The following is a 21,025-nucleotide window of genomic DNA, read 5'->3' on the forward strand; positions in this document are numbered from 1 at the left end:
ACCTGTCCAAGCACCGCACCAGCGACTACAGCTTCAACTTCGACCTGATGCTCAATTTCGAAGGCAACACCGCGCCGTATCTGCTTTACGCCTACACCCGAGTGGCCGGTGTGTTCCGCAAACTGGGCAAGGACTTCAGCGAAGTCGACGGCCAGATCGTCCTCGAAGCGGCGCACGAGCAGGAGCTGGCGGCGAAGCTGGCGCAGTTCGGCGAAGTGCTGAACAACGTGGCTGAAAAAGGCACCCCGCACATTCTCTGCACCTACCTGTACGACGTCGCCGGCCTGTTCTCCAGCTTCTACGAGAACTGCCCGATCCTCGCCGCCGACACCCCGGCGCAGATGCAGAGCCGTCTGCGTCTGGCCGCACTGACCGGTCGCACCCTCAAGCAAGGCCTGGAGCTGTTGGGTCTGGAAACTCTGGAGCGTATGTAAGTTGGCTGCCAAGAAAAAACCTGCACCCAAACGCGGCGCTAGCCGCTATCAGGCCCCGGCGAAACAACCGATTCCGGGCTGGCTGTGGATGGCCATCGGCCTGACCGTCGGCGCGTTCATCGTGTTTCTGATGAAACTGGAACCGGGCAAGGGCAGCGACACGGTCAAGCGCGAGAAAGTCGAACAGCAGCAGAAAGCGTCGAAGATCGCCGAGGCCAACAAGACCCCGCCGAGCCCGACGCAACCGGTGAAGCCGAAGTACGACTTCTACACCCTGCTGCCGGAGTCGGAAGTGATCGTGCCGCCGGACGCGGTACCGGAGAAGACCCTGCCGACGCCGCAAGTGCCGGCCATCCCGACCACGCCGGTAACCCCGGCCGAAGCGGCGAAGATCGACACCGCACGGGCGCAGGCGGCTCTGGCCGGGATCACGCCGCCGCCAGCGCCACCGGTGAGCAAGGCCGCGCCAGTGACCAAGTTCTTCCTCCAGGCCGGTTCGTTCCGCAAGGAAACCGATGCTGACAAGGTGCGTGCGCAGATCATTCTGCTCGGCCAAGCCGTCGCGGTGGAGTCCGGCACGGTCAAGGATGAAACCTGGTATCGCGTCTTGGTCGGCCCGTTCAGCAACCGCGAGCAACTGACCACGGCGCAGAAACAACTGGCTGGTGCCGGCTTCAGCAACCTGTTGTTACAACAACGCCAGAGCCGCTAAGGCTCCCAGAGGTCAGCTGCAACTTGCAGGTGACCTTCAAACTTTGTGGTGAGGGGATTTATCCCCGCGGGGCTGCGAAGCAGCCCTGAAACCAGCCATTGCAGTACCGCAGGCATACCGCAAATGATGGTTTCGCGACTGCTTCGCAGCCGAACGGGGATAAATCCCCTCGCCACAGTCATCACACACACCATTCGTCTCCCATCGCCCCTACCGGTTGAAATCCCCTCCAGCACCCCCATATGAATGGGCATAAGGCATTTTCGCCCCGCTGCGTGGAGACTCTTCCCTTGACCACCATCGTTTCAGTCCGCCGCCACGGCAAAGTCGTCATGGGCGGCGACGGCCAGGTTTCTCTCGGCAACACCGTGATGAAAGGCAACGCCAAAAAGGTCCGTCGCCTGTACCACGGCCAGGTCATCGCCGGTTTCGCCGGTGCCACCGCCGACGCCTTCACTCTGTTCGAACGTTTCGAAGGCCAGCTCGAAAAACATCAGGGTCACCTGATCCGCGCCGCCGTCGAACTCGCCAAAGAATGGCGCACCGACCGCTCCCTGAGCCGCCTCGAAGCGATGCTCGCGGTCGCCAACAAGGACGCCTCGCTGATCATCACCGGCAACGGTGACGTGGTCGAACCCGAAGATGGCCTGATCGCCATGGGTTCCGGCGGCGCCTACGCGCAAGCCGCCGCCAGCGCCCTGCTGAAAAAGACCGACTTGTCAGCGCGCGAGATCGTCGAAACCGCTCTCGGCATCGCTGGCGACATCTGCGTATTCACCAACCACACCCAGACCATTGAGGAGCAGGATCTCGCTGAATAAGCCTGTTGCGGCCCATGTGCCACGGCTTGTTTCTGCTTGAGGACCGTCAATTACTATGTCCATGACTCCCCGCGAAATCGTCCACGAACTCAACCGCCATATCATCGGCCAGGACGATGCCAAGCGCGCCGTCGCGATTGCCCTGCGCAACCGCTGGCGCCGCATGCAGCTGCCTGAAGAGCTGCGCGTTGAGGTGACCCCGAAGAACATTCTGATGATCGGCCCGACCGGTGTCGGTAAAACCGAGATCGCCCGTCGCCTGGCGAAACTGGCCAATGCGCCGTTCATCAAGGTCGAAGCGACCAAATTCACCGAGGTCGGCTACGTCGGCCGCGACGTCGAGTCGATCATCCGTGATCTGGCCGATGCCGCGATCAAGATGCTCCGCGAACAGGAAATGACCCGCGTACGCCACCGCGCCGAAGACGCCGCCGAGGATCGCATCCTCGACGCGTTGCTGCCGCCGGCACGCAAGGGCTTCAGCAACGAAGAAGCGCCGAGCTCCGATTCCAACACGCGTCAGCTGTTCCGCAAGCGTCTGCGCGAAGGCCAGTTGGACGATAAGGAAATCGAAATCGAAGTCGCCGAAGTCTCCGGCATCGAAATCGCCACGCCGCCGGGCATGGAAGAGATGACCAACCAGCTGCAATCGCTGTTTGCCAACATGGGCAAGGGCAAGAAGAAGTCGCGCAAGCTCAAGGTCAAGGAAGCGCTGAAACTGGTGCGCGATGAAGAAGCCGGGCGTCTGGTCAACGAAGAAGAGCTGAAGGCCAAGGCGCTGGAAGCGGTCGAGCAGCACGGTATCGTCTTCATCGACGAGATCGACAAGGTCGCCAAGCGCGGCAATGTCGGCGGCGCCGATGTCTCCCGTGAAGGCGTACAGCGCGACCTGCTGCCGCTGATCGAAGGCTGCACCGTCAATACCAAACTGGGCATGGTCAAGACTGACCACATCCTGTTCATCGCCTCCGGCGCGTTCCACCTGAGCAAACCGAGCGATCTGGTACCGGAGCTGCAAGGCCGTCTGCCGATCCGCGTCGAGCTCAAGGCGCTGAGCCCGGAAGACTTCGAACGCATCCTCAGCGAACCGCACGCCTCGCTCACCGAGCAATACTGCGCGCTGCTGAAAACCGAAGGCCTGAACATCCAGTTCCAGCCCGAGGGCATCAAGCGTCTGGCGGAGATCGCCTGGCAGGTCAACGAGAAGACCGAGAACATCGGTGCCCGTCGCCTGCACACCCTGCTTGAGCGCCTGCTCGAAGAGGTGTCGTTCAGCGCCGGCGACCTGGCCAGCGCCCACGATGACAAGGCGATTCTGATCGACGCCGACTACGTCAACAGCCACCTCGGCGAATTGGCGCAGAACGAAGATCTGTCCCGCTACATTCTGTAGAGCGGCAAGCTACAAGCTACAAGCGGCAAGCTGAGTTAAGCTTGCAACTTGTAGCTTGCAGCTAAAGGCTGTTTTTCATGATTCCCACCGACATCAAACTGCACAAAGCCTCGAAAACCCTGACGCTCACTTACGCGTCCGGCGAGGAATACACCCTGCCCGCCGAGTTTCTGCGCGTGCACTCTCCCTCCGCCGAGGTCCAGGGCCACGGCAAACCGATCCTGCAATTCGGCAAGCTCAACGTGGGTCTGAGCAAGCTGGAACCGGCTGGCAACTATGCACTGAAACTGACCTTCGACGACGGTCACGACAGCGGCCTGTTCACCTGGGAATACCTCTACGAACTTGGCAAGCGCCAGAACGAACTCTGGGACGATTATCTTGCCGAGCTGCGCGCGGCCGGAAAATCCCGCGATCCGAACGAGTCGTTCGTCAAGCTGATGCTCTAGGCCGTGGCTCTTGCTCTTTAGAGGGCATTTTCTAACTTCATCTGTTTGAATGCTCCGCGCATACGGCCCCGGATCGGCCGCTTGCGAAAAAAATTAAACTCGGGTAACCAATGGAGCTGGCAAGTTCCCTGCAGTGCTCTACGACTGTAAAGCAGCTATGCAGAATCAACGGTCACCCGAGCAGTAGTACCCGGCATTGGCTGTGGAAGCGACAGCGTGAAACCGGGTACTCGTCTCAGGACAATGGAGCGTCGTAGATGAGTGACAAGAATAACGATGACCTGAAGTACCAAGCCTCGGAAAACACTCTGGGGCTTAACCCCGTCGTCGGGCTGCGCGGAAAGGATCTGCTGGCCTCTGCTCGAATGGTGCTGAAACAGGCCATCAGACAACCGATTCACAGCGTCAGGCACGTGACCCATTTCGGCCTCGAGCTGAAGAACGTGCTGCTGGGTAAATCCGCGCTGCAACCGGCCGGTGACGACCGCCGTTTTGCCGACCCGGCGTGGAGCCAGAACCCGCTGTACAAACGTTATCTGCAAACCTATCTGGCCTGGCGCAAGGAACTGCATGCCTGGATCGATGACAGCAGCCTGTCCGCCAAGGACATCGCTCGCGGGCATTTCGTCATCAACCTGATGACCGAAGCCATGGCGCCGACCAATACGGCGGCCAATCCGGCGGCGGTCAAACGCTTCTTCGAAACCGGCGGCAAGAGCCTGCTCGATGGCCTCTCGCATCTGGCCAAGGATCTGGTGCACAACGGCGGCATGCCGAGCCAAGTCAACATGGGCGCGTTCGAGGTCGGCAAGAGCCTCGGCGTCACCGAGGGCGCTGTGGTGTTTCGCAATGATGTGCTGGAGCTGATCCAGTACCGGCCGATCACCGAGCAGGTCCACGAGCGCCCGCTGCTGGTAGTGCCGCCGCAGATCAACAAGTTCTACGTTTTCGACTTGAGCCCGGACAAGAGCCTGGCGCGCTTCTGCCTACGCAACAATGTGCCGACCTTCATCATCAGCTGGCGCAACCCGACCAAGGCCCAGCGCGAGTGGGGCCTGTCGACGTATATCGAAGCGCTGAAGGAAGCCGTCGATGTGGTCACGGCGATCACCGGCAGCAAAGACGTCAACATGCTCGGCGCCTGCTCCGGCGGCATCACCTGCACTGCCCTGCTCGGCCACTACGCCGCGCTCGGCGAGAACAAGGTCAACGCTCTCACCTTGCTGGTCAGCGTGCTCGACACCACCCTGGACAGCGACGTCGCCCTGTTCGTCGATGAGCAGACCCTGGAGACCGCCAAGCGCCACTCCTACCAGGCCGGCGTGCTCGAAGGCAAAGACATGGCCAAGGTCTTCGCCTGGATGCGCCCCAACGATCTGATCTGGAACTACTGGGTCAACAACTACCTGCTCGGCAACGAGCCGCCGGTGTTCGACATCCTGTTCTGGAACAACGACACCACCCGCCTGCCCGCCGCGTTCCACGGCGACCTGATCGAGATGTTCAAAAACAATCCACTGATCCGCCCCAATGCACTGGAAGTGTGCGGCACGCCGATCGACCTCAAGCAGGTCACCGCCGACATCTTCTCGCTGGCCGGCACCAACGACCACATCACGCCGTGGAAGTCCTGCTACAAGTCGGCGCAGCTGTTCGGCGGCAAAGTCGAATTCGTGCTGTCGAGCAGCGGCCATATTCAGAGCATCCTCAACCCGCCGGGCAATCCGAAATCGCGCTACATGACCAGCGAAGAGATGGCGGCGACTGCCGATGACTGGCAGGAAAACTCGACCAAGCACACCGATTCCTGGTGGCTGTACTGGCAGGCATGGCTGGCCGAGCGCTCGGGCAACCTGAAAAAGGCCCCGACGAAACTGGGCAACAAAGCGTACCCGGCAGGCGAGGCTTCGCCAGGCACTTACGTTCACGAGCGTTAACTGACACCACCCATTGTGGGAGAGGGCCTCGTGGCGAGGGGATTTATCCCCGTTCGGCTGCGAAGCAGTCGTGAATCGACTAGCCGCGATCAGTCTGACAAATCGCGGTTTCAGGATTCGGGGTCGCTTCGTAACCCAACGGGGATAAATCCCCTCACCACAAGGCCCGCTCCTACAGGAATACGGGTGGACTTGAAATCTACAGGGCCTCACGCATGCCGCAACCGTTCATATTCCGCACCGTCGATCTGGATGGCCAGACCCTCCGCACGGCGGTGCGTCCCGGCAAGCCTCATTTGACGCCTCTGCTGATTTTCAACGGCATCGGCGCCAACCTGGAGCTGGTGTTTCCGTTTGTCGCAGCGCTCGACCCGGATCTGGAAGTGATCGCCTTCGACGTCCCCGGGGTCGGCGGCTCGTCGACGCCGAACCGACCGTATCGCTTCCCCGGCCTGGCCAAACTGACGGCGCGGATGCTCGACTATCTCGACTACGGTCAGGTCAATGTGATCGGCGTGTCGTGGGGCGGCGCCCTGGCGCAGCAGTTTGCCTACGACTACCCCGAGCGCTGCAAGAAACTGGTACTGGCGGCGACCGCGGCCGGTGCGGTGATGGTTCCCGGCAAACCGAAAGTGCTGTGGATGATGGCCAGCCCGCGCCGCTACATTCAGCCATCCCATGTGATTCGCATCGCGCCGATGATCTACGGCGGCTCGTTCCGCCGCGACCCGACGCTGGCGGCCAGCCATGCGGCGAAAGTGCGCTCGGCGGGCAAGCTCGGTTACTACTGGCAGCTGTTCGCCGGCCTCGGCTGGACCAGCATCCACTGGCTGCACAAGATCCATCAGCCGACGCTGGTGCTGGCCGGCGATGACGATCCGCTGATTCCGCTGATCAACATGCGCATGCTCGCCTGGCGCATTCCCAATGCGCAGTTGCACATCATCGATGACGGCCATCTGTTCCTGATTACCCGCGCCGAAGCGGTGGCGCCGATCATCATGAAGTTTCTCGAAGAGGAGCGTCTGCGCGCAGTCATGCACCCGCATCCGACCCCGCTCGGCGGCTGATCGCGGCGGCCTGCTTTATGCAGCACTTTTCAAATCAAGCGCGCGGCAGGACGCCGCGCAGGCAGCAACCGGTAACAGCGTCTATGGTGTTCTGGTTCGGTGAGTGTGTTTTTGCCCTGAAGACGAAGGAGTGTTGAGTCATGCGCGAAAAACCAGCGACGGGCGTGGTGCCCAGCCCCGCCGTGTTTATCAACGCCCAAAGTGCGATCGCCGGTCTGCGTGGCAGGGATCTGCTGTCGACACTGCGCAGCGTCGCCGCCCACGGCTTGCGCAATCCGTTGCACAGCGCAAAGCATGCGCTGAAGCTTGGCGGACAGCTGGGGCGCGTACTGCTCGGCGAAACCCTGCACCCGACCAATCCGCAAGACAGCCGCTTCGCCGATCCGGCGTGGAGCCTCAACCCGTTCTACCGGCGCAGCCTGCAGGCGTATCTGGCCTGGCAGAAACAGGTCAAGAGCTGGATCGATGAAGGCGACATGAGCCCTGAAGATCGTGCCCGTGCGCACTTCGCTTTCACCCTGCTCAATGACGCCGTAGCGCCCTCCAACACCCTGCTCAATCCGCTGGCGGTCAAGGAGCTGTTCAACTCCGGCGGGCAGAGTCTGGTGCGTGGCCTGAGCCATCTGTTCGATGATCTGTTGCACAACGACGGCCTGCCACGGCAAGTGACCAGGCAGGCGTTCGAGGTCGGCAAAACCGTAGCGACCACCACTGGGGCTGTGGTGTTTCGCAATGAAATGTTCGAGTTGATCCAGTACAAATCGATGAGCGAAAAGCAGTACGCCAAGCCGCTGCTGGTGGTGCCGCCGCAAATCAACAAGTACTACATCTTTGATCTGAGCCCGCAGAACAGCTTCGTCCAGTACGCCCTGAAAAACAGCCTGCAGACCTTCATGATCAGTTGGCGCAATCCTGATGTGCGCCATCGCGAGTGGGGCCTGTCGAGTTACGTCGAAGCGGTCGAAGAAGCGATGAACATCTGCCGGGCGATTACCGGCGCCCGCGAAGTCAACCTCATGGGCGCCTGCGCCGGCGGCCTGACCATCGCCGCCCTGCAAGGGCATTTGCAGGCCAAACGGCAGTTGCGCCGGGTCGCCAGCGCGACGTATCTGGTCAGTCTGCTCGACAGCCAGATCGAGACCCCGGCCACGCTGTTCGCCGATGAACAAACACTGGAAGCGGCCAAGCGTCGCTCGTACCAGCGAGGCGTGCTCGATGGTCGCGACATGGCCAAGGTCTTCGCCTGGATGCGCCCCAACGATTTGATCTGGAGCTATTTCGTTAACAACTACCTGCTGGGCAAGGAGCCGCCAGCCTTCGACATTCTCTACTGGAACAACGACAACACGCGCCTGCCGGCGGCGCTGCACGGCGATCTGCTGGACTTCTTCAAGCACAACCCGCTGATCCACGCTGGCGGTCTCGAGGTGTGCGGTACGCCGATCGATCTGCAGAAGGTCAATGTCGACAGCTTCAGCGTCGCCGGCATGAACGACCACATCACGCCATGGGACGCGGTGTATCGCTCGACCCTGCTGCTCGGTGGCGAACGACGTTTCGTGCTGTCCAACAGCGGCCATGTGCAGAGCATCCTCAACCCGCCGAGCAACCCGAAAGCTGCCTACGTCGAAAACGCCAAACTGAGCAGTGACCCGCGCGCCTGGTACTACGATGCCAGACACGTCGACGGCAGCTGGTGGCCGCAGTGGCTGGAATGGGTCGCGCAGCGCTCCGGCGCCCTTAACGAGACCCGCACAACACTGGGTAACCCGAACTATCCACCGATGGAAGCGGCACCCGGCACCTATGTGCATGTGCGCTGACGCTCAACCGAAATTTTCTAAGAAGACTGGATGAAAACCCGCGACCGGATTCTCGAATGTGCACTGCAACTGTTCAACGAAAAGGGTGAGCCGAACGTTTCCACCATGGAGGTGGCCAACGAAATGGGGATCAGCCCGGGCAATCTCTACTACCACTTCCACGGCAAGGAACCGCTGATTCTCGGTCTGTTCGAACGCTTCCAGCACGAACTCGCACCCCTACTCGACCCGCCGCCGGACGTGGAGCTTGCACCGGAGGATTACTGGCTGTTTCTGCATTTGATCGTCGAGCGCCTGGCGCAATACCGGTTCCTGTTCCAGGACCTGTCGAACCTCGCCGGCCGCTTGCCGAAACTGGCCAAGGGAATTCGCAATCTGCTCAATGCGCTGAAGCGCACGCTGGCGTCGTTGCTGGCGCGATTGAAGGCTTCGGGGCAACTGGTCAGCGATACTCAGGCGCTGGGGCAATTGGTCGAGCAGGTGACCATGACGCTGCTGTTCTCGCTGGATTACCAGCGGATTCTTGATCGTGAGGGAGAGGTCCGGTTGGTGGTTTATCAGATCATGATGCTGGTGGCGCCGCATTTGCTGCCGCCAGTGAAGGTGGCGACAGAGCGGATGGCGCTGCAATACCTTGAGGATCACGACTGACCCGAAAAGCCCCTCACCCTAACCCTCTCCCGGAGGGAGAGGGGACTGATTGGGGGATGTTCGCGAGCTACGCCGACCTGAGCGAGCTTCTTTGAATCGATAATCGACTCGATTTGTTCAGGTCGACGTATGACGCAGGAGACCTCGGTCGGCTCCCTCTCCTTGGGGAGAGGGCTGGGGTGAGGGGCCGCTTGGAATGCACAAACAAAAACGCCCGACCTTCACAGGCCGGGCGTTTTTGATTTGCCCTGAAATCAGGACTGACTGGATGGCGTCGACGGTGTCGATGCTGCAGTCGGAGTAGCGGCTGCCGTAGGCGCCGCAGCGGAGTTTGCCGCGTTGGCCGGAGCTGTTGGAGCAGTCGATGGTGCGGCGGCCGGTTTCGGCGCAGCGGCTTTCGGCGCAGCCGGTTTTTTCACTGCAGGCTTTTTCGCCGCAGCCGGTTTGGCCGCAGGCTTCGCAGCGGGTTTGGCCGCAGGCTTCGCAGCGGGTTTGGCCGCAGCAGTTTTCGCTGCTGGCTTGGCCGCTGGTTTCGCTGCAGTTTTAGTCGCAGGTTTTGCTGCTGCTTTGGTTGCCGGTTTGGCAGCGGCCTTGGCGGCAACCGGTTTGGCTGCCGCTTTGGCCGCAGGCTTGGCGGCTGCAGTTTTGGCCGCAGCTTTTGCAGCAGGCTTCGCCGCTGCTTTGGTCAGTGGCTTGGCTGCGGTTTTCGCCGCAGGTTTGGCCGCTGCAGTTTTAGTGGCAGGTTTCGCCGCAGCGGTTTTTGCCGCCACAGGCTGAGCTTTCAGACCGGTGAGTTTTTCGATCTGCCTTGTCAGCGTGTCGACCTTGGCGTTGAGCGCCTTCACCTCATTGCGGCTCGGCACACCCAGGCGCGAAATCGCGCTGTTCAGGCGCTTGTCGAACGCGCCTTCCAGCTCGTCCCACTTGCCCATGGCACGGTCTTTCACGCCGCTGATGCGCGACTTGGCCGAGGAGGTCGAGTCCTCGACTTTCTTGCCGACGGCAGTCTTGGTGAGCTTCTCGGCTTTCTCGCCGTCTTTGACCAATGCATCGAAGAGTTTGCTGCCGTCAGTGTCGATCTTCGAGTACACGCCTAAACCAGCCAGCCAGATTTTGCGGGAGTAGGACTCGACCTTCCCGACCCACGAGCTGCTTTCTTTATCGGTGTTCTTTTTGCCAGCCATCCCGTTCTCCTTAAGATTTTCGCGCGACGCGTTCGAGCAATGCCGTCAGCTCATCGAGCTTAGCAGAGAGTGCCTCAACGTCATGTTTAGACGGAATGCCGATCCGATTCAAGGCGCTGGCCACACGGTTGTCGAAGGCCTTCTCAACCTTGTCGAGCTGAACTTCAACGCGACCCTTGAACGAGCTGACCTGAGTGGCCGCGTCATCGATCTCGGCGTTGGCCGCGAGGAGTTTTTCACTGACGGCTTTTTTGCCTTTCTTTTCAACGGTTTGACCGGCGGCGACGAGTTCTTGAAAGTACTCGCTGCCCTCCTGGCCAACCTTGGTGTAGGCGCCCAGGCCTGCCAGCCAGATCTTGCGGGCATAGGATTTGACGTCGCTCAGAGTGGAAGTCGGAGCGTCGATTTTTTTCTTCAAAATGACTTTGGCCATGGTGCACCTCACGCGCAGAAGGTTTGAGGAACTGCCGGACGAGTGTCGGGCTCAGGCACAAAGTAGGGAGAAAAATTAGAAAGGGCACCCTAACCAGCGGGAGCAACTCTAAACAAATGTGGGAGCGAGCCTGCTCGCGAAAGCGGTTTGTCAGTCACGGATAATCTGACTGAAAGACCGCTTTCGCGAGCAGGCTCGCTCCCACAGGGGATTGGATTTCAACCTGAATCAGGCCAGAGCTTTATCCAACGCCTTCTCGATCTCGGCTTTGATCATGCCGCTCATGGCCGACATCATCAGGCCCAGTTCGACGTCGACCCTGATCGAATCGTCCGCCACATGCACTTCGCCTTTCACGCCGGAGCGCTTGAGGCTCAAGGTATCGCCTGACCATTGCGGCTCCAGGCCGTATTGTTCATTGAGCTTTGCGGCCAGTTTGTCGGCCTTTTCCCGGGCGGCGTCCTTGCCCAGGGTATGGGCTCGCTCAACACTGATTTTGGCCATGGAATGACTCCTGATGATTGAATGGCTGACGTTGAATCTTGACCGCATCTGCGGCAAATCGTCCCGAAGGTTGCCCATCTTACCTTTAGCCATTCCAAGACAAAGCATGGCTTGGGGATTAGAATGTCGCGCATTCTCTTTTGGTGACAGCGATATGACTGATCAGCGCAAAGGCAGCGATGCCGAACCCACCACTCACTTCGGCTTCAAAAACGTTCCGGAAAGCCAGAAAGCGGAAAAAGTCGCTGAGGTTTTCCATTCCGTAGCCGCTAAATACGACCTGATGAACGACCTTCTGTCGGGCGGCATGCACCGTCTGTGGAAGCGTTTCGCGATCGAGCTTTCCGGCGTGCGCAGCGGCAACCGCGTGCTCGACATCGCCGGTGGCACCGGCGACCTGACCCGCAAGTTCTCGAACCTCGTCGGCCCGACCGGCCAGGTCGTGCTGGCCGACATCAACGAGTCGATGCTCAAGGTCGGCCGTGATCGTCTGCTCGATCTGGGCGTTGCCGGCAACGTCGAATTCGTCCAGGCCGACGCGGAAAAACTGCCGTTCCCGGACAACCATTTCGACTGCGTGACCATCGCCTTCGGTCTGCGCAACGTGACGCACAAAGAGGACGCGCTGCGTTCGATGCTGCGCGTGCTCAAGCCCGGCGGACGCCTGCTGGTGCTGGAATTCTCCAAGCCGACCAACGCGCTGATGTCGAAAGCCTACGACGCCTACTCGTTCGCCTTCATGCCGCTGATGGGCAAGCTGATCACCAACGATTCGGAAAGCTATCGCTACCTGGCCGAATCGATCCGCATGCACCCGAATCAGGAAACCCTGAAGTCGATGATGGTCGAGGCCGGTTTCGACCGCGTGACCTATCACAACATGACCGCAGGCATCGTCGCCCTGCACCGCGGCATCAAGCCCTGATGTTGCTCACCGGGCTGCTCGCCAGCGTCGAACTCGGCCTCAACCGGGTGCTGCGTCTCGACAGCACGGCGCTGCCGCGTCTGGCGCATTTGGCCGGCAAGGTGATTGCCGTCGACTGCCGCAGCCCGGCGCTGCAACTGTTCATCCTGCCCAGTGACGAAGGCTTGATGCTCGCTGCGCAGTGGGCAGCGGACGTCGATTGCACGTTGCGCGCACCGGCCTCGAGCCTGGTGAAACTGGCCCTGAGCAAAGACAAGACCGCGGTGCTGCACGCACCGGAAGTCGAGCTCGATGGCGACAGCGGTGTGTTGCTGGAGCTGGCCGGCGTGCTTCAGGATCTTGAGCTGGACTGGGAGTACGAACTCTCGCGCTGGCTCGGTCCGGTCGCCACGCAACTGCTCGGTGGTCACCTGCGCAGCCGCGCACGCTGGTATCAACAAGGATTTGCCAGCCTCAACCAGAATCTTGCCGAATACCTCGCCGAAGAATCGCGCACCCTCGTCGGGCAGCGCGAAGCCGAAGCGCGGTTCAGCGAACTGGACCGGATCAAACTTGATCTGGAACGACTCGAGGCGCGTTTCGAGCGCCTTTCCCGATCCCTCGACCCAAGCGATAACGCATGAAGCTGCTTGCCGTCCGCCGTCTGTTGCGCATCCAGCGCGTCGTGATCCGCTACCGCCTCGATGACCTGCTGTTCGATCTGCCACTGCCCTGGTTCCTTCTGGCCGTGCGCTTTTTGCTGCCGTGGCGCTGGCTGCCGCGCAAACCGCTGGAACTCAACCGTGGTGCGCGCTTGCGTCTGGCGTTGCAGGATCTGGGGCCGATCTTCATCAAGTTCGGGCAGATTCTTTCGACTCGCCGCGACCTGTTGCCGGAAGACATCGCCGATGAGCTGATGCTGCTGCAGGACCGCGTGCCGCCGTTCGATTCGCAAGTGTCGATCAAGCTGATCGAAGAACAGCTGGGCAAGAAAATCAGCGAAGTGTTCAGCCGTTTCGACGTCGCCCCTCTGGCCTCGGCCTCGGTGGCGCAGGTGCATGCGGCGCAGCTGAAAAGTGGCGAAGAAGTCGTGGTCAAGGTTATTCGCCCAGGCCTGAAACCGATCATCGCGCAGGATCTGGCATGGCTGTTCATCCTCGCCCGCGCAGCGGAAAAATTCTCCGCTGACGCGCGCCTGCTGCACCCGGTCGACGTGGTGCAGGATTACGAAAAGACCATTTACGACGAACTCGATCTGTTGCGCGAGGCGGCCAACGCCAGCCAGTTGCGCCGCAACTTCGAAGGCTCGCAGCTGCTTTATGTACCGCAAGTCTATTGGGACTGGTGCCGGCCGAAAGTGCTGGTCATGGAGCGCATCTACGGCATCCAGGTCACCGATCTGGCGACCCTTGCCGACCAGCGCACCGACATGAAGATGCTCGCCGAGCGCGGCGTGGAGATTTTCTTCACTCAGGTGTTCCGCGACAGTTTCTTCCACGCCGACATGCACCCGGGCAACATCTTTGTCAGCACGGTCAATCCGTGGAGCCCGCAATACATCGCGATTGACTGCGGCATCGTCGGCAGCCTGACCCCGGAAGACCAGGATTATCTGGCGCGCAACCTGTTCGCCTTCTTCAAGCGTGACTACCGCCGTGTCGCGCAGTTGCACATCGATTCGGGCTGGGTGCCGGCGGAAACCAAACTCAACGAATTCGAAGCGGCGATCCGTACGGTGTGCGAACCGATCTTCGAAAAACCGTTAAAAGATATTTCATTTGGCCAGGTGCTGATGCGCCTGTTCCAGACCGCTCGCCGTTTCAACATGGAAGTGCAGCCGCAACTGGTGCTGTTGCAGAAGACCTTGCTGAACATCGAAGGCCTCGGGCGTCAGCTGTACCCGGATCTGGATCTGTGGAACACCGCGCAGCCGTTTCTCGAGCGCTGGATGCGCGAACGCGTCAGCCCGAAAGCCTTGCTGGGCAACGTGCAGAGCCAGCTGGAGCAGATTCCGCACCTGTCGAACATGGCCCGCGATCTGCTCGAACGCATGTCGCAACCCCACGCCAAAGACCCACCGCCGCCGTGGCGCAAACGCAAGGACGACTGGTTCCTGCGCCTGCTCGGCTGCGCGCATCTGGCCGGCGGCGCGATCCTCGCAGCGGGTGGTCCGTTGACCGATTGGTCGCACTGGCCCGCCGGAATCATGATCGCGGTCGGTTTGTATCTGGTCGTTCGCCGATAGCACGATTGAGCTGCAAGTTATAAGCTGCCAGCTTCAAGCTTGACGCTACAGGCACACCGCAACCTGCTTTTACTTGCAGCTTGAAGCTTGAAACTCGAAGCTGCTTTTCAGGAATTGAAGATGAAAAACTGGCTGGACGAGATCAAGTGGGACGCTGACGGCCTGGTGCCGGCGATTGCCCAGGATCACAAGACCGGGCGCGTATTGATGATGGCCTGGATGAACCGCGAAGCGCTGGAACTGACCGCTGCGGAAAATCGTGCAATCTACTGGTCACGTTCCCGTGGCAAGCTGTGGCGCAAGGGCGAAGAGTCCGGCCATGTGCAGACCCTGCATGAAATGCGCCTGGACTGTGACGCCGACGTGATCATCCTGATGGTTGAACAGATCGGCGACATCGCCTGCCACACCGGCCGTCAAAGCTGCTTTTACCGGGTCTTCGAAAACGGCGACTGGAAAACGGTCGACCCGGTGCTAAAAGACCCGCACGCTATCTATTCCGCAGGACACACACATGAGTGACACCCTGACCCGCCTCGCTCAGGTACTTGAAGAGCGCAAAGGCGCAGCCGCCGACAGCTCGTATGTCGCCAGCCTGTATCACAAGGGGCTGAACAAGATTCTGGAGAAAGTCGGCGAAGAGTCGGTCGAAACCATTATTGCCGCCAAGGATGCCGCGATCAGCGGCGATTGCAGTGATGTGATCTACGAGACCGCCGACCTGTGGTTCCACAGCATGGTCATGCTCGCCCAACTGGGGCAGCATCCGCAGGCCGTGCTGGATGAACTGGACCGTCGCTTCGGCCTGTCCGGACACGTCGAGAAAGCCTCGCGTCCGTCCGCCTGAACAACTTTTAGAGAGGAATCGCCACATGGGCATTTTTGACTGGAAACACTGGGTCGTCATTCTGATTGTCGTGGTGCTGGTGTTCGGTACCAAGAAACTGAAAAACCTCGGCACCGACGTTGGCGAATCGATCAAGGGCTTTCGCAAAGCCATGAACGACGACGAAAAACCGGCCGAGCCGAGCGTGACCCCGCCGGCCCAGCCAGTGCCACCGGTGCAGCCGCAAACCACCGCTCAGGCCAACCCGCCGCACACCATCGACGTGCAGGCGCAAAAAGTCGAAGAGCCGATCCGCAAAGACGTGTGAGCACTGACTAATGTTTGGTATCAGCTTCTCTGAACTGCTGCTCGTCGGCCTCGTCGCCCTGCTGGTGCTCGGCCCCGAGCGTCTGCCGGGCGCTGCGCGCACCGCCGGTCTGTGGGTCGGCCGCCTGAAGCGCAGCTTCAACGCGATCAAACAGGAAGTTGAACGTGAAATCGGTGCCGACGAGATCCGTCGGCAACTGCACAACGAACATATTCTGTCGCTGGAGCAAGAGGCGCGGAAGATTTTCAATCCGAACCAGCAGGAGCCGACGCCGGTCGAACCTGTGGGCGAGCAGACGATTCACAGCGCTGCCGCTCCCACTGCACCTGCACCTGCACCTGTTGTAATACCGCCAGGACCGGCGCCGGTTACCACAGACACATCGGTTGAACACGTAGCGCCCTCCGCCGCGCCGGCTACACCAGCGCCTCAAGACCCTACACTGCCGCCGCGAGCCCCATGAGCGATCTCCCCGAAAACGACCAGCACATGCCGCTGGTTTCACACCTCACCGAGTTGCGCACCCGCCTGCTGCGTTGCGTGGCGGCGATCTTCATTATCTTTGCCGGGCTGTTCGCGTTCACCCAGCAGATCTACACCTTCGTCTCGACGCCGCTGCGCCAGTACCTGCCGGTCGGCGCGACGATGATCGCCACTGACGTGTCGTCGCCGTTCCTGACGCCGTTGAAGCTGACCATGATGGTTTCGCTATTCCTCGCGATTCCGGTGATCCTGCATCAGATCTGGGGCTTTATCGCGCCGGGCCTGTACAAGCATGAAAAACGCGTCGCGGTGCCGTTGCTGATCTCCAGCATCCTGCTCTTCTACATCGGCATGGCGTTCGCCTATTACTTCGTCTTCCCATTGATCTTCAAGTTTTTCGCCGCTGCCACCCCGGCCGGCGTGGAAATGATGACCGACATCGCCAGCTACCTCGATTTCGTCATGACGCTGTTCTTCGCCTTCGGCGTGGCGTTCGAGATCCCGGTGGCCGTGGTCCTGCTGGTGTGGATCGGCGTGGTCGACGTCAAATACCTGAAGAAGATCCGCCCGTACGTGATCATCGGCTGCTTCGTGGTCGGCATGATCCTGACCCCGCCGGACATCTTCTCGCAGACCCTGCTGGCTGTGCCGATGTGGATGCTGTTCGAAATCGGCATCCTCTTCGGCGCGCTGGTCAGCAAGCGCGAACGCCCGGACGAAACGCCGGCCGACGACCACAACGACCAGCCGCCAGCGACCCAGGCATGAACCTGCTGCTGCTCGAAGAGGCCGACTTCATTGCGGCCGACCGCGTGATTCTGCGTGATCGCCGTCTGACCCACATGCAGGAAGTGCATCGCTCGGAAGTCGGCGACAGCCTGCGTGTGGGGCGCATCAACGGGTTGATGGGTTCGGCCGAGTTGCTGCGTCTGGAAGCGGGCGAAGCGGAGCTGCGCGTCAACCTCGATCAGCCACCGCCGGCCAAACTGCCGCTGACCCTGGTGCTGGCCCTGCCCCGGCCGAAAATGCTCCGCCGCGTGTTCCAGACTGTCGCGACCATGGGTGTGGCCAAGGTGATTCTGGTTAACAGCTATCGCGTGGAGAAAAGCTTCTGGCAGACGCCGTTTCTGGAGCCGGAAGCGATTCGTGAGCAGTTGATCCTCGGTCTTGAACAGGCTCGCGATACGGTGTTGCCGGAGATCGTTATCGAGAAGCGCTTCAAGCCTTTTGTTGAAGATCGCTTGCCGGCGATCGCCGAGGGCACCCTCGGCCTGGTCGGCCACCCCGGCAACTTCCCGCCCTGCCCGCGCGCTCTGAGCGAACCGGTGACCCTGGCCATCGGCCCCGAGGGTGGCTGGATTCCCTACGAAATCGATCTGCTGGCCAAATCCGGCCTGCAACCGGTGCAACTGGGCGAGCGCATCCTGCGCGTCGAAACCGCCGTGACCGCCCTGCTTGCACGCCTGTTCTGACGCGACCGCGTCGGACAAAAGGCGTTACAGATTGCCATCACCCAGCCGATACACCCCCTATAAGTCCAATTAAGTGGTCCGAAGGGAGTGGTCGCATGTACCGTTGGTTAGCCGAGAGTCTTGGAAACGTCAGCGTCAAACGCAAGCTGGGCATCGGTTTCGGCCTGGTGCTGTTGCTGACGCTGTTGATCACTTTCACCGGCTGGACCGGCATGAGCGGCATCATCAGCCGTGGCGACAAGCTCGGCTTCATTTCCAGCCTCAATGAGCTGACCAAAGACCTGCGCCTGGCGCGCATGGACTACGACATGCGTCGTGGTGAACAGGGTCCGGGCGCGGTCAATGAATTGCTCAGCAAACTCGAAAGCGGTCTGCAATCGGCACGCGGCATGATCGAGCAGCCATCCGATGTGGCGATGGTCGATCAACAGCTTGCTGCGGTCGCCGAATACAAACGCGCCTTCGGCGAAATGACCCAGGCCACCGTCCAGCGTGAAGATGCGCGCAGCAAGCTTGGCGCCAATGCCGATAATGCCGTGGCCAAGGTCGGCGAAGTCGAAAGTGCACTGCTGCAAGGTGACAGCGTTGCGCAGTACAACGCGGTGATCGAGCTGAGCAAACTGTTGCAGCAGGCGCGCTATCAGGTGCGCGGCTACACCTACAGCGGCAAGGCCGATGCCGAGCAACCGGCGCTGACCGCCATCGACAACGCCCTGAAAAACCTCGAAAGCCTGCCGACCCGCGTGCCAGAGCAGCACATCGCCAACCTGCAGCAGGCCACCGACTCGCTCAAGGCCTATCGCGCCGCCGTCGCTCAATTCCGTGATTCGCAGGTCAAGAACACTGCTGCACTGGCGAACATGTCGGCTCAGGGCGAGATCCTGATGTCGGTCAGCAAGAAGCTCACTGAATCGCAAACCGTGGTGCGCGACACCGATGCTGCCCATGCCAAGAACATGCTGCTGGTCGCCACTGCGCTGGCACTGGCCTTCGGTCTGATTGCCGCTTGGGCGATCACCCGACAAATCATCATTCCGCTGACCCAGACCCTGAAAGTCGCCGAGCGCGTGGCCGCTGGCGACCTGACCCACAACCTGGTTTCCCTGCGTCGCGACGAACTCGGACAATTGCAGCGCTCGATGCAAAGCATGACCCAGGGCCTTCGCGAGTTGATCGGCGGTATCAGCGACGGCGTCACGCAGATCGCCAGCGCCGCTGAAGAGCTATCCGCGGTGACTGAGCAGACCAGCGCCGGGGTCAATAATCAGAAGATCGAGACCGATCAGGTCGCCACCGCTATGAACGAAATGGCGGCTACCGTGCAGGAAGTCGCGCGCAACGCTGAAGAAGCTTCTGAGGCCGCTGTCGCCGCTGATCAACAGGCCCGCGAAGGTGACAAGGTCGTCGGCGAAGCCATCGCCCAGATCGAACGTCTGGCGGTCGAGGTCGGCCACTCCACCGAAGCCATGGGCGAGCTCAAGCGTGAAAGCGACAAGATCGGCAGCGTCCTCGATGTGATCAAGTCGGTGGCCCAGCAAACCAACCTGCTGGCCCTCAACGCCGCCATCGAAGCGGCCCGCGCCGGTGAAGCCGGACGTGGTTTCGCCGTGGTTGCCGACGAAGTTCGCAGCCTCGCCCAGCGCACGCAGAAGTCCACGGAAGAGATCGAGGAGCTGATCGTCGGTCTGCAAAACGGTACCCAGCAAGTGGCGACGATCATGGACAACAGCCGCAGCCTCACCGACAGCAGCGTCGAACTGACCCGGCGTGCCGGTGGCTCACTGGAGAGCATCACCCGCACTGTGTCGGCGATCCAGGCAATGAACCAGCAGATCGCCGCAGCCGCCGAGCAGCAGAGCGCCGTGGCCGAAGAGATCAACCGCAGCGTACTGAACGTGCGCGATGTGTCCGATCAGACCTCGGCGGCGAGTGAAGAGACCGCAGCGTCCAGCGTCGAGCTGGCGCGGTTGGGCACGCATCTGCAGATGCTGGTCGGCCGCTTCAAAGTCTGAGTTGATGCACAACCTCGGTTAGCCTGTAACCGAGGTGATGCCATTCGCGAGCAGGCTCGCTCCCACAGGGAAACGCATTCCAAGGTGGGAGCGAGCCTGCTCGCGAAGGCAGCGGCGCGGTTTGCGCGTCGTAGGTAACGGGCGCGCCAATTCGGCGACGGATGCTATGCACTGGTTTTAGGCTTTATCCGGATTTGTTCGCAAATCAGCGGACATAAAAAAAACCCGCTGAATCAGCGGGGTTTTTTATCAGGCCGGCTGAGCCTGCAGGCTCACCGGTCGCAGCGGCAGCAACGGCGCATGCGGATCGGCTTTCACCGAAGCGCGCCAGGCGTCCAGCCACTCAGCGTGACCTTCGGCCCAGACCTGCTCGTGCAGGCGTGCCAGCGCGACAGGGTCGCTAAGCAGTTGCAGGCGATCATGGTTGTTCAGCCCGGCCGGGCCGACCTTGATCGCGTGACGCACACGTTCCTGACGCAGCCACTCGATCGGCTCGGCCTGGCCGTGACGCGAGGTCGCCAGCGAGCACGCCAGGGCGTTCTGCTGAGGATCGACCACGGCGCGGACGAAGCCGTCGTTGAGCGCGTGATAGCGGTTCTCGTGGGTGTACTGATCGGTTGCCAGCAGCGCCTGTGGCGGATTGTATTCCTCAGGGATGAGGAACAGGCTCTCGTCACGGGTCTTCAGGCCCAGGCCGACACGGCTGGAGATCACCGATACCGGGATCGACAGCATCAGCGAACCGACGATCGGCACCAGCCACCAGAGGAAGCTCGGGTTCAGCCAGATCACCAGCAGCGCCCACAAGAAGCCCAGCAACGTCTGCGGACCGTGGCGCTTGACCGCTTCGCTCCACGGCGTCGAGTCGTCGTCACGCTGCGGCGAGTTCCAGGTCGCCGCCCAGCCGAGGAACGCGGCGAGGACGAAGCGGGTGTGGAAAATCATCCGCACCGGCGCCAGCAGCATGGAGAACAGCATCTCCAGCAGCATCGACAGGGTCACCTTGAACTTGCCGCCGAACTCTTTCGCGCCCTTGGCCCAGATCAGGATGATGCTCAACAGCTTCGGCAGGAACAGCAGCACGATGGTCGTCGAGAACAGCGCGATGGCCTTGTCCGGATGCCATTGTGGCCACAGCGGATAGAGCTGACGCGGCTCGAGGAAGTACTGCGGCTCCATCAGCGTGTTCACCGCCAGCAGCGCGGTCGACAACACCAGGAAGAAGAACCACAACGGCGCCGACAGGTAAGACATCACGCCGGTGAGGAACACCGCGCGGTGCACCGGGTGCATGCCCTTGACCAGGAACAGGCGGAAGTTCATCAGGTTGCCGTGGCACCAGCG

General features: G+C 61.0%; 22 protein-coding genes and 1 pseudogene. 19 read left to right on the forward strand and 4 right to left on the reverse strand.

What is annotated here, in order from left to right:
- The 9 genes from D8U61_RS04505 to D8U61_RS04545 form a co-directional block, all read left to right on the forward strand.
- The coding region (locus D8U61_RS04505) for a DALR anticodon-binding domain-containing protein (RefSeq protein ID WP_277751628.1) at window positions 1-434 on the forward strand (434 nt) is incomplete at its 5' end.
- A gap of 1 nt (window position 435) precedes the next feature.
- A complete protein-coding gene (locus D8U61_RS04510; protein ID WP_016772059.1) occupies window positions 436-1,146 on the forward strand; it encodes an SPOR domain-containing protein in 711 nt (236 codons plus the stop codon).
- Between the two features lie 290 nt (window positions 1,147-1,436).
- Window positions 1,437-1,967 (forward strand): ATP-dependent protease subunit HslV, encoded by a 531-nt coding sequence (hslV, locus tag D8U61_RS04515; protein ID WP_007968352.1) that lies wholly within the window; start codon window positions 1,437-1,439, stop codon window positions 1,965-1,967.
- Window positions 1,968-2,022: 55 nt separating this feature from the next.
- Window positions 2,023-3,360, forward strand: coding sequence for an ATP-dependent protease ATPase subunit HslU (gene hslU, locus D8U61_RS04520; RefSeq protein WP_130926490.1), 1,338 nt, complete (start codon window positions 2,023-2,025; stop codon window positions 3,358-3,360).
- Window positions 3,361-3,437: 77 nt separating this feature from the next.
- Window positions 3,438-3,809: a DUF971 domain-containing protein gene (locus D8U61_RS04525; protein WP_016772061.1), complete on the forward strand. Its 372-nt coding sequence runs from the start codon at window positions 3,438-3,440 to the stop codon at window positions 3,807-3,809.
- 257 nt (window positions 3,810-4,066) lie between these two features.
- Entirely contained in the window at window positions 4,067-5,746 is a 1,680-nt protein-coding gene (gene phaC, locus D8U61_RS04530; RefSeq protein ID WP_076565222.1) for a class II poly(R)-hydroxyalkanoic acid synthase, read from the forward strand.
- A gap of 215 nt (window positions 5,747-5,961) precedes the next feature.
- Window positions 5,962-6,816 (forward strand): poly(3-hydroxyalkanoate) depolymerase, encoded by an 855-nt coding sequence (phaZ, locus tag D8U61_RS04535; protein ID WP_016772063.1) that lies wholly within the window; start codon window positions 5,962-5,964, stop codon window positions 6,814-6,816.
- 140 nt (window positions 6,817-6,956) lie between these two features.
- A complete protein-coding gene (gene phaC, locus D8U61_RS04540; protein WP_130926491.1) occupies window positions 6,957-8,639 on the forward strand; it encodes a class II poly(R)-hydroxyalkanoic acid synthase in 1,683 nt (560 codons plus the stop codon).
- Window positions 8,640-8,669: 30 nt separating this feature from the next.
- On the forward strand, window positions 8,670-9,290 hold the full coding sequence (locus tag D8U61_RS04545; RefSeq protein WP_024011259.1) for a TetR/AcrR family transcriptional regulator: 621 nt from the start codon (window positions 8,670-8,672) through the stop codon (window positions 9,288-9,290).
- 254 nt (window positions 9,291-9,544) lie between these two features.
- Here the strand turns inward: D8U61_RS04545 and D8U61_RS04550 are convergent, their stop codons facing one another.
- The 3 genes from D8U61_RS04550 to D8U61_RS04560 all read right to left on the reverse strand — a co-directional run bounded on the left by D8U61_RS04550 (window position 9,545) and on the right by D8U61_RS04560 (window position 11,411).
- Window positions 9,545-10,474, reverse strand: coding sequence for a phasin family protein (locus tag D8U61_RS04550; protein ID WP_130926492.1), 930 nt, complete (start codon window positions 10,472-10,474; stop codon window positions 9,545-9,547).
- 10 nt (window positions 10,475-10,484) lie between these two features.
- Window positions 10,485-10,907, reverse strand: coding sequence for a phasin family protein (locus D8U61_RS04555; protein ID WP_016772067.1), 423 nt, complete (start codon window positions 10,905-10,907; stop codon window positions 10,485-10,487).
- Window positions 10,908-11,135: 228 nt separating this feature from the next.
- Window positions 11,136-11,411 (reverse strand): polyhydroxyalkanoic acid system family protein, encoded by a 276-nt coding sequence (locus tag D8U61_RS04560; RefSeq protein WP_130926493.1) that lies wholly within the window; start codon window positions 11,409-11,411, stop codon window positions 11,136-11,138.
- A gap of 154 nt (window positions 11,412-11,565) precedes the next feature.
- On the opposite strand from D8U61_RS04560, the gene ubiE reads away from it, so the two are divergent.
- From ubiE to D8U61_RS04610, 10 genes are all read left to right on the forward strand, one after another.
- Window positions 11,566-12,336, forward strand: coding sequence for a bifunctional demethylmenaquinone methyltransferase/2-methoxy-6-polyprenyl-1,4-benzoquinol methylase UbiE (ubiE, locus tag D8U61_RS04565; protein ID WP_016772069.1), 771 nt, complete (start codon window positions 11,566-11,568; stop codon window positions 12,334-12,336).
- A complete protein-coding gene (locus D8U61_RS04570; protein WP_130926494.1) occupies window positions 12,336-12,959 on the forward strand; it encodes an SCP2 domain-containing protein in 624 nt (207 codons plus the stop codon). The genes ubiE and D8U61_RS04570 overlap by 1 nt, the downstream gene beginning before the upstream one ends.
- Window positions 12,956-14,560 carry a ubiquinone biosynthesis regulatory protein kinase UbiB gene (ubiB, locus tag D8U61_RS04575; protein ID WP_110602570.1) on the forward strand — a complete coding sequence of 535 codons (1,605 nt, stop codon included), beginning with the start codon at window positions 12,956-12,958 and terminating at the stop codon, window positions 14,558-14,560. The genes D8U61_RS04570 and ubiB overlap by 4 nt, the downstream gene beginning before the upstream one ends.
- Window positions 14,561-14,680: 120 nt before the next feature.
- Window positions 14,681-15,082, forward strand: a complete 402-nt coding sequence (gene hisI / locus D8U61_RS04580) for a phosphoribosyl-AMP cyclohydrolase (RefSeq protein ID WP_007899278.1) — start codon at window positions 14,681-14,683, stop codon at window positions 15,080-15,082.
- Window positions 15,075-15,407: a phosphoribosyl-ATP diphosphatase gene (locus D8U61_RS04585; RefSeq protein WP_003220849.1), complete on the forward strand. Its 333-nt coding sequence runs from the start codon at window positions 15,075-15,077 to the stop codon at window positions 15,405-15,407. The genes hisI and D8U61_RS04585 overlap by 8 nt, the downstream gene beginning before the upstream one ends.
- Before the next feature lie 25 nt (window positions 15,408-15,432).
- Window positions 15,433-15,714, forward strand: a complete 282-nt coding sequence (locus tag D8U61_RS04590; protein WP_016772073.1) for a twin-arginine translocase TatA/TatE family subunit — start codon at window positions 15,433-15,435, stop codon at window positions 15,712-15,714.
- A 10-nt stretch (window positions 15,715-15,724) separates the two neighbouring features.
- Window positions 15,725-16,177: a Sec-independent protein translocase protein TatB gene (tatB, locus tag D8U61_RS04595; RefSeq protein ID WP_130926495.1), complete on the forward strand. Its 453-nt coding sequence runs from the start codon at window positions 15,725-15,727 to the stop codon at window positions 16,175-16,177.
- On the forward strand, window positions 16,174-16,965 hold the full coding sequence (gene tatC / locus D8U61_RS04600) for a twin-arginine translocase subunit TatC (RefSeq protein WP_016772075.1): 792 nt from the start codon (window positions 16,174-16,176) through the stop codon (window positions 16,963-16,965). Before tatB ends, tatC begins: the two co-directional genes overlap by 4 nt.
- Entirely contained in the window at window positions 16,962-17,669 is a 708-nt protein-coding gene (locus tag D8U61_RS04605; protein WP_122508487.1) for a 16S rRNA (uracil(1498)-N(3))-methyltransferase, read from the forward strand. Before tatC ends, D8U61_RS04605 begins: the two co-directional genes overlap by 4 nt.
- A gap of 95 nt (window positions 17,670-17,764) precedes the next feature.
- A complete protein-coding gene (locus tag D8U61_RS04610) occupies window positions 17,765-19,681 on the forward strand; it encodes a methyl-accepting chemotaxis protein (protein WP_024011252.1) in 1,917 nt (638 codons plus the stop codon).
- A gap of 249 nt (window positions 19,682-19,930) precedes the next feature.
- Here the strand turns inward: D8U61_RS04610 and D8U61_RS04615 are convergent.
- Window positions 19,931-21,025, reverse strand: a pseudogene (locus D8U61_RS04615) (glucan biosynthesis glucosyltransferase H); the annotation flags it as partial.

The organism is Pseudomonas sp. Sample_14 (assembly GCF_004307515.1).
Taxonomy (GTDB): domain Bacteria; phylum Pseudomonadota; class Gammaproteobacteria; order Pseudomonadales; family Pseudomonadaceae; genus Aquipseudomonas; species Aquipseudomonas atacamensis.